Source organism: Isoptericola sp. NPDC057391 (genome assembly GCF_042668085.1).
Classification (GTDB): domain Bacteria; phylum Actinomycetota; class Actinomycetes; order Actinomycetales; family Cellulomonadaceae; genus Isoptericola.
The window spans coordinates 1-7,797 of sequence record NZ_JBHVBO010000185.1; the positions used below are offsets into that span (position 1 = coordinate 1).

The window sequence follows — 7,797 nt, forward strand, 5'->3', positions numbered from 1 at the left end:
GACTTGATCCTCAAACGGGCCGTTTGAGGATCAAGTCAGCACGCTCGATGCGGGTTACAGCACCAGCTCGGGCTGCAGCTTGGTCACCGTCCACACGCGCTGCCTGCGGGCGGCGAGGGTCGTGAGGCCCAGCGCGACGACGAGGACGCCCAGCAGCACCATGACGTCGCGCGTGACGGTGGCGAGGTTGCCGCCGTACAGCAGCTGTCGCAGGCCCTCGACGGCGTAGGTCATGGGCATGAACTGGTGCATCGCCTTGAGCGGCTGCGGGATCGTCTGCCACGGGAACGTGCCGCCCGCGGTGACGAGCTGCACCAGCATCAGCACCAGCCCCAGGAACTGGCCCGCCGCGCCCAGCCAGACGTTCAGCGCCTGGAGGATCGCGACGAACGTGCCCGACACCAGCACGAGGAACAGCGCCGTGAACAACCCGTAGGAGGGTTGGATGTCGAGGGCGAACTTCGTCACGGCGAACATCGCCGCCACCTGCACGACGCCGATCGCGGCCGGCGTCGCCCAGCCGCCCAGCGCCGTCGCGAGGCCCGACCGGCCCGCCGCCAGAGCCCTGGTGGACAGCGGCCGCACCAGCAGGAACAGCACGTACGCGCCGATCCACGTGGCCAGCGACAGGAAGAACGGCGCGAGCCCGGCGCCGTAGGTGCCCGCCGACGACAGCGCGTCGTTGCGCACCTCCAGCGGGTTGCCGATGGTCGACGCCGTGTCCTCGCGCGTCTGGTCGTCCAGGTCGGGGACCTGGCCGAGGCCCTCGGCGAGCCCGTCCCGCAGCTCGGTGATGCCGCTCTTGAGCTCCCCGGAGCCGTCCGCGAGCTTCGTGGTCCCGGCCGCCAGCTCGCCGGCGCCGTCGGAGACCTGGGAGGTGCCGTCCGCCAGCCGATGCACGCCGTCGACGAGCGCGGGCGTGGCGGCGGCGAGCTGCCCGGTCCCGTCGGCCAGCCGGTCGGCGCCGTCCGCCGCCGACGCGATGCCGGCGGTGAGCTGCGGCGTCGCGCCCGCCAGGGTGGCGGCACCGTCGGCCACCTGCCGGGAGCCGTCCGCGAGCTGGTCGAGCTTCGCCGACGCCCCCTCGACCGTCGACACCGCCGACTGCACGTCCTTCCGCTGCGCGTCGAGGGCGCCGTCGACGTCGGCACGCGTGGCGTCGAGGCGGTCGAGCGCCTGGGAACGCAGGTCGGCGCACTGCGCCGCGAGGTCCGCGGCGTCGTCCGGCACCTGGGCGCAGAGGTCGGCGAGCTGCTGGTCGAGATCCGCCCGCCCCTGGTCGAGCGCGTCGGCCGCGTCGGCGCGCGCGCCGTCGAGGGTCGGCAGCACCTGCCCGGCCGCGTCGGCGGCCTCCTGCCCGTACTGCGCCACCTGCGCGTTCCCGTCAGCCACCTGCGCCGCGCCGTCGGCGAGCTTCCTCGTCTGGGCGGGCAGGTCCGCCGTCCGGTCCTGCAGCGTGCCGAGGCCGGTCGCGAGCTGCCCCGCGCCGTCGTCGAGCTGCCCCACCGCGTCCGCGAGCGTGCCGACCTTGCCGTCCAGCGTGGCCGCGCCGTCGGCCGCCTGCGCCGCGCCGTCCGCGAGGGTGTGCGCACCGTCGTCCGCGTCCGCGAGGCCGTCGTCGAGCTGCGTGGCGCCGGTGAGCAGCTGCTTCGCGCCGTCCACCGCGTCCGCGAGGTTGGTGTGGATCGACGCGAACCCGCGCAGGAACGTGTCGGCCGCCTCCGTGCCCACCTCCTCCGCGATGGAGTCGCGCACCTTCCCCACGATCGTGTCGGAGATCGTGCCGGCGAGGTAGTTGTTCGCGTCGTTCGTGATGAGCGTCAGGCTCGCCTGCTGCGGCTCGAACTCACCCGCCGACGCGAGGTCCGCGGAGAACGTCGGACCGATGATCAGCGCCGCGTCGTAGCGCCCGGAGCGCACGCCCGCTTCCGCGTCCGCCTGGGAGGTCTCCACCCAGCCGAACCCGCCGTCGTCGAGCAGCTGGTCCGCGACGTCGCGGCCGAAGTCGCGCTCGGTCGTCTCACCTGTCTCCGCATCGGTCGTCGTCGTGCCCTCGTCCTGCACGACGACGGCGGCCGGCACCTGCTCGAGCTGCCCGTACGGGTCGTGGTTGGCGAACAGGTACAGCCCCGCGTACAGCGTGGGGATCAGCGCCATCGCGAGGATGGCGAGCTTCGGCAGGCGCCCGGCGGCGAGCCGCTTGAGCTCCGAGAGTGCGAGCCGGACCGCGGTCATCGGGCCTCCTCCTGCGGGTCGTCGGCCGGGGTCGCGGCCAGGCTGTCGTGGATCGGGGTGTCGTGGATCGGGGTGTCGTGGGGCGCGTCGTCGAGCGGGTCGTCGAGCTCCTCCTCCGCGCGGGCGTCGGGGTCGGGGGACGGCTCCAGCTCGTCCTCGACCTCGGGCTGGACGTCGGGCTCGACCGCCGGCTCGACGCCGGGCTCGACGGCCGCCTCGGGCTCGGCCGCCGGGAGGACGGCGGTCGCGGCCTCCTCGACGGGCGCGCGAGGCACCTCGCGCAGCACGACCTGCGGCGGCTCGTGCAGCGTGGCGCCGCGTGCGGGCGGCAGGTCGACGCCGAGGTCGCGGGCGGACGACCGCGTGCACTGGACGAGGACGCCGAGCCCGGACGCGGCGAGCGTGCGCGCCGTCGCCCACCAGCCGGACGGCTCGCCGCCGTGCCGGTCGGGCAGCGTCAGCACGACGAACCGCACGTCGGGGTTCTCCGTGGCCAGCGCCGCGAGCACGGCGGTGCGCACGACACCGGGCAGCTGGTCCACCCGGCGGCCACGCTCCTCGGTGAGGCCGCGCTCCTCGAGCCACCGCGTCACGTCGCGCGGCAGCGACCGCCGGCCGGCGAGGGCCAGGCCCTCCGCGACGACGTCGGCGAGGGACAGCGCGTCGTCGGGCTCGCTGATGCCGGGCACGTCGACGACGGCGGTACGGGCGCGCAGCGCGGACGGCGGCACCGCGGCGCCGTCGAGGCGCACGGTGCCGGACGACGGGACGAACCGCCCGGTCGCGACGAGCGCGAGCGCGGTGTGCCCGTGCCCGGGCTCGCCCGCGACGAGCAGGCACTCCCCCGTCGACCAGGCGAGGTCCGTGGCCTCCAGCATCGGGTCCCGACGCCCCTCGACCCGTACCCCGCTCAGCGTGATCTGCACCCTGCTCCCCGTCCCCCGACGCGCTGTTGACTTGCGATCAACAACTCTACGACCGGTGTTGACTCCTGGTCAATAACGCCGTACAACGGTGACCATGACCTCCGCCACCCCCCGCCCCCGCACGCGCCGCGAGCCGTCGGACCGTCGCCGCCAGCTCCTCGAGGCGGCCGTGGTCGAGGCAGAGGCGGCGGGCCTGGACGCGCTGACGCCGGCGACGGCCGCCGCCCGCGCGGGGGCGTCGAAGGCGCTCGTCTTCCACTACTTCGGGTCCACGACGGCGCTGCGCCGCACGGTCGCGCTCGAGGCGGTGTCCGACCTGGAGCAGACGCTGCTGGCACCCGACGATCGTCCCCTCGCCGACCGCCCGGCGCACGCGATGTCGCTGTTCCTGGGGTCGGTCACCGCGCACCGGCGCGTCTGGGAGGACATCTGGCGCGGCGTCCTGGCCGGCGACGACGCCACCGAGGACGCCCTGCAGCGCGTGCGGACCGCGCTCGTCGCGCGCCTGACGGCGACGGCGGGGGTCATCGGCTTCACGCCCAGCGGGCGTCTCCAGCTGCTCGCGCGCGGGTGGGTGGCGCTGGTCGAGAACGTCACCGCCGCCTGGCTCGGCGGCGACGACCTGACGCAGGAGGAGCTGGAGGGCCTGCTGCTCGGCAGCCTGGTGGTGCTGGTGCCCGAGCTCCCCGAGCCCGCACGCTCCGCCGTCCTCGAGCTGACCCGCGCCGCCCGCGGCTGACCGCGGTCGGCCTCCCGCCGCATCCGCCGGGTGCTCTACTCTCTGGCGCATGCCCGCGCACGCGGCCGTGACGGCCGACCGACCCCTCTCCCTCCGGCCGGACCGCGCGGTGCTCGTCGGCGTGGCCTGCACGCTCCTCGCGACGCTCGCGCTGGTGACGGGCGACCTGCTCTACCGGCTCGACGACGGCGTCGTCACCGCCCCCGGCTCGCGGTGGAAGATCGACGAGGACCGCTCGTTCGCCGAGCTCGCGGCGGGCACGGCGATGCTGGGCGCGGCGGCGCTCCTCGCCCACCGCGCCGTGACGCTGCCGCGGTCGGCCGTGCTCGGCGTCTGGGCGGCGGTGCTGGTGCTCGTCACCGCCGACGACCTGCTCCAGATCCACGAGACCGCGGGCGGCGCCGTCGCGTCCGGCCTGGGCCTCGGCGAGCGGTTCGGCCTGGACGCCCAGGGCTGGGGCGAGCTCGCCGTCTGGGGCGTCCTGGGTCTCGCGTCGCTCGGGGCGCTCGTGGTGGCCTACCTGCACAGCGGCAGCGCGGCTCGCCGGGTCTCGTGGGCCCTGGTCGGCTGCGTCGGCGTGCTCGGCGTCGGCGCCGTGGGCGTCGACATGCTCGCGATCGTCGTGGACCCGCACGTGTCGGGCACCGCCGGGTGGGTGATCGCGATGCTCGAGTCGGCCGGGGAGCTGGTCGCCGCCGGCCTCTTCCTCACGGTCGCGGTGCGCTTCCACGCGGCCACCGCGAGGCGTCACAGCCGCTCGGCGATGACCTCCACGAGCGCCTTGCCCTGAGTGCCCCCGAGCTGCACGGCCTGCGTGCGGCAGGAGAAGCCGTCCGCCACGTACTCGGTGCCCGGCGCTGCCTCGCGCAGCGCGGGCAGCAGCGCGTTCTCGGCCACGGCGACGGACACGTCGTAGTGACCCTTCTGCATGCCGAAGTTGCCGGCCAGCCCGCAGCACCCGGCCAGCACGGTGATCTCGGCGCCCGCGGCGCGCAGCAGCGCCTCGTCGGCGGCGAAGCCCATGACGGAGTGCTGGTGGCAGTGCGGCTGCACTACGGCCGTGAGGTCGGACAGGTCGGGGATCGACCAGCCCGATTCGGCGGGCGGCGCCGTGCCCGGCGAGGTGAGCAGCTCGGCCAGGGTGCGGGTCGCGTCCGCGACGGCCCGGGCGCGCGGGTCGTCGGGGAACAGGTCCAGCAGGTCCGAGCGCAGCACCGCGGTGCACGACGGCTCCAGCCCGAGGATCGGGATGCCGTTGACGGCGTACGGCCCGAGCACGGACAGGAGCTGCGACAGCCTCCGCCGCGCGCCGTCGAGCTGGCCGGTCGAGATCCACGTGAGCCCGCAGCACGCCTGCTGGTCGGGCACGACGACGTCGTACCCCGCCGAGGTGAGCACCTTCACCGCGGCCTGGGGCACGGAGGGCGCGAGCGCGTCGCTGAACGAGTCGGCCCAGAGCACGACCTTCGGCCGCTCGCTGGTGGGCCGGTCGTGCGGCGTCTTGCCGGCGCCCAGCCCGGGCACGCCGTGCGACGCCCAGCCGCGCTTCCACCAGGTGCGGAACGGGATCTCCGCGAACTGCGGCACCTGCCGGCGCGTGTCCATGCCGCCGGCCCACAGCACCGCCTTGGCGATCCACCGCACCCCGAGCACGCTGTTGACGAAGCGCGGCATCCCGCCGGCGAGCCGCGCCCAGCGGGGCAGCCAGCCGAGCGCGTAGTGGTCGACGGGGCGCAGCTTCCCCTTGTACGTACGGTGCAGCACCTCGGCCTTGTACTGCGCCATGTCGACGCCGGCCGGGCAGTCGGACGAGCACGCCTTGCAGCTGAGGCACAGGTCGAGGGACTCGCGCACCTCCGGCGCCGTGAGCCCGCCCACGAGGGTGCCGTTGACGGCCTCCTGCAGCACGCGCGCCCGCCCGCGGGTCACGTCCTTCTCGTCCTTCGTCGCCTGGTAGCTGGGGCACATGAACCCGCCGGAGGCGTGGTTGTCGGCGCGGCACTTGCCGACGCCGACGCAGCGGTGCACGGCGGTCGTGAGGTCGTGGTGGTCGTGCGCGAACGAGAAGCCGGTGTGGCCGGCCTTCCGCGCGATGCCGTGCAGCGGGCCCGAGCCCGCCATCCCCCGGTCCCCCACCGGCAGCGTCGAGAGCACGGCCTTCGCCGCGGGGCGGCGCAGGTCGGCGTCGACGGCCGCGGGCCGCACCACGACGCGCGGGTTGAGCAGGTCGTCCGGGTCGAACAGGGCCTTGAACCGCTCCATGAGGTGGATGGCCTCGGGCGTGTACATCAGCGGCAGCAGCTCGGAGCGGGCGCGGCCGTCGCCGTGCTCCCCCGACAGCGAGCCGCCGTGGTACGCCACCAGGCGCGCGGCGTCGGTCATGAACGTGCGCAGCACGGACCCCGACGTCTCCATCGGGATGTCGATGCGCAGGTGCACGCAGCCGTCGCCGAAGTGCCCGTACGGCAGCCCGTCGACGCCGTACCGCTCCATGAGGTCCTCGAGGTCGCGCAGGTACGCGCCCAGGCGCTCGGGCGGGACGGCGGAGTCCTCCCAGCCCGGCCACGCCTGCTCGCCCGCGGGCGTCCGGCCCGCGAGCCCCGCGCCGTCGGCGCGGATCTGCCACATCTTGGTGGCGTCCGGCCCCGCGGGGAGCACCAGCGACGACAGCGCGGACGACGACGTCACGATGGCCTCGGCCCGGGCGCTCGCCTCCTCCTGGCTCGCGCCGCCGATCTCGATCATCAGCCAGCCCGCACCCTCGGGCAGGGCCGGCACGGACGCCTCGCCCTTGGCCTTGCGCACGACGTCGACCAGGCGGGCGTCGAGCCCCTCGATCGCGAGCGGGTGGTGGCCCAGCAGGTGCGGGACGTCGTCGGCCGCCGCGGGCATGTCCGGGTAGCCGAGCACGACGAGCGTGGGCGCGGTCGGTACCGGCACCATCCGCAGCGTGGCGCCGAGCACCGTGACCAGCGTGCCCTCGGTGCCCACCAGCGCCTTGGCGAGGTCGGACCCGTTCTCCGGCAGCAGGTGCTCCAGCGAGTAGCCCGACACCTGGCGGCCGAACCGGCCGAACTGCGTGCGGATCAGCGCGAGGTTCTCGCGCACCAGCTCCGCCAGGCCCGGCACGGCGGCGAACGTCGGGTCGCCGCGACCCGCGGTGAAGCGGCGGCCGCGCCCGTCGACGACGTCGAGCTCCACCACGTTGTCGGCCGTGCGGCCGTAGGCCACGGCGTGCGGGCCGCACGCGTTGTTGCCGATCATGCCGCCGAGCGTCGCGCGGTTCTGGGTGGACGGGTCCGGGCCGAAGCGCAGGCCGTGGGCGGCGCCCGCGCGCTGCAGGGTCGACATCACGGTGCCGGGCTCGACGACCGCCGTTCCCGCCTCCGGGTCGACCGAGACCACCTGGTTCAGGTGCCGGGAGAAGTCGAGCACCACGCCCGGGCCCACCGCGTTGCCGGCCACCGACGTGCCCGCGCCGCGCGCGGTCACCGGGATGGACAGCTCGCGCAGCACCTCCAGGCCGCGCACCACGTCGCGCGAGCTGCGCGGGAAGGCCACGACGTCGGGCACCACGCGGTAGTTGGACGCGTCGGTGGAGTACTCGGCGCGACGGCGGGGGGAGGCGTCGACGTCCCCCGCGATGACCGTCCGCAGCGCGGAGACGACGGCCGCGCGAGCCTCGTCGGCCGCCTTCCTGGCCGCGCTCTCCGCCTCGTCACGGGTGGGCGCGACGTCCGCGCCGCCGTCCGGGGTCGGGGAGTTCCGGGTCTGGGCTGGCACGCGCCGATTCTGCCATTCGTGCCCGCGGGCCGCCGACGCGTCCACGCCCCGGCGCCCGACCCCGCCTCCCTTCGAGCAAGCGATCCGTCGCGGGAAGCGGCGGTTTCCCGCGAC

General features: G+C 75.3%; 5 protein-coding genes. 2 read left to right on the forward strand and 3 right to left on the reverse strand.

The genetic code is table 11. The features are described 5' to 3' along the window. Positions 1 to 54 precede the first annotated feature (54 nt). Together ACFUVW_RS17770 and ACFUVW_RS17775 are read right to left on the reverse strand one after the other, a co-directional pair. Positions 55 to 2,235: a YhgE/Pip family protein gene (locus tag ACFUVW_RS17770; protein WP_430572634.1), complete on the reverse strand. Its 2,181-nt coding sequence runs from the start codon at positions 2,233 to 2,235 to the stop codon at positions 55 to 57. Then, positions 2,232 to 3,161, reverse strand: a complete 930-nt coding sequence (locus tag ACFUVW_RS17775; protein ID WP_430572635.1) for a hypothetical protein — start codon at positions 3,159 to 3,161, stop codon at positions 2,232 to 2,234. The genes ACFUVW_RS17770 and ACFUVW_RS17775 overlap by 4 nt, the downstream gene beginning before the upstream one ends. Positions 3,162 to 3,255: 94 nt before the next feature. Between ACFUVW_RS17775 and ACFUVW_RS17780 the strand changes: the two genes are divergently transcribed. Both ACFUVW_RS17780 and ACFUVW_RS17785 read left to right on the forward strand, forming a co-directional pair. Continuing rightward, entirely contained in the window at positions 3,256 to 3,900 is a 645-nt protein-coding gene (locus ACFUVW_RS17780) for a TetR family transcriptional regulator (protein ID WP_430572636.1), read from the forward strand. 49 nt (positions 3,901 to 3,949) lie between these two features. Then, positions 3,950 to 4,690, forward strand: coding sequence for a hypothetical protein (locus ACFUVW_RS17785; RefSeq protein WP_430572637.1), 741 nt, complete (start codon positions 3,950 to 3,952; stop codon positions 4,688 to 4,690). Here the strand turns inward: ACFUVW_RS17785 and ACFUVW_RS17790 are convergent. Next, the gene (locus tag ACFUVW_RS17790; RefSeq protein WP_430572638.1) at positions 4,648 to 7,683 is read right to left on the reverse strand and encodes an FAD-binding and (Fe-S)-binding domain-containing protein; all 3,036 of its coding nucleotides are present in this window, start codon (positions 7,681 to 7,683) and stop codon (positions 4,648 to 4,650) included. The two genes, ACFUVW_RS17785 and ACFUVW_RS17790, sit on opposite strands and share 43 nt — an antisense overlap. Between the last annotated feature and the right edge of the window lie 114 nt (positions 7,684 to 7,797).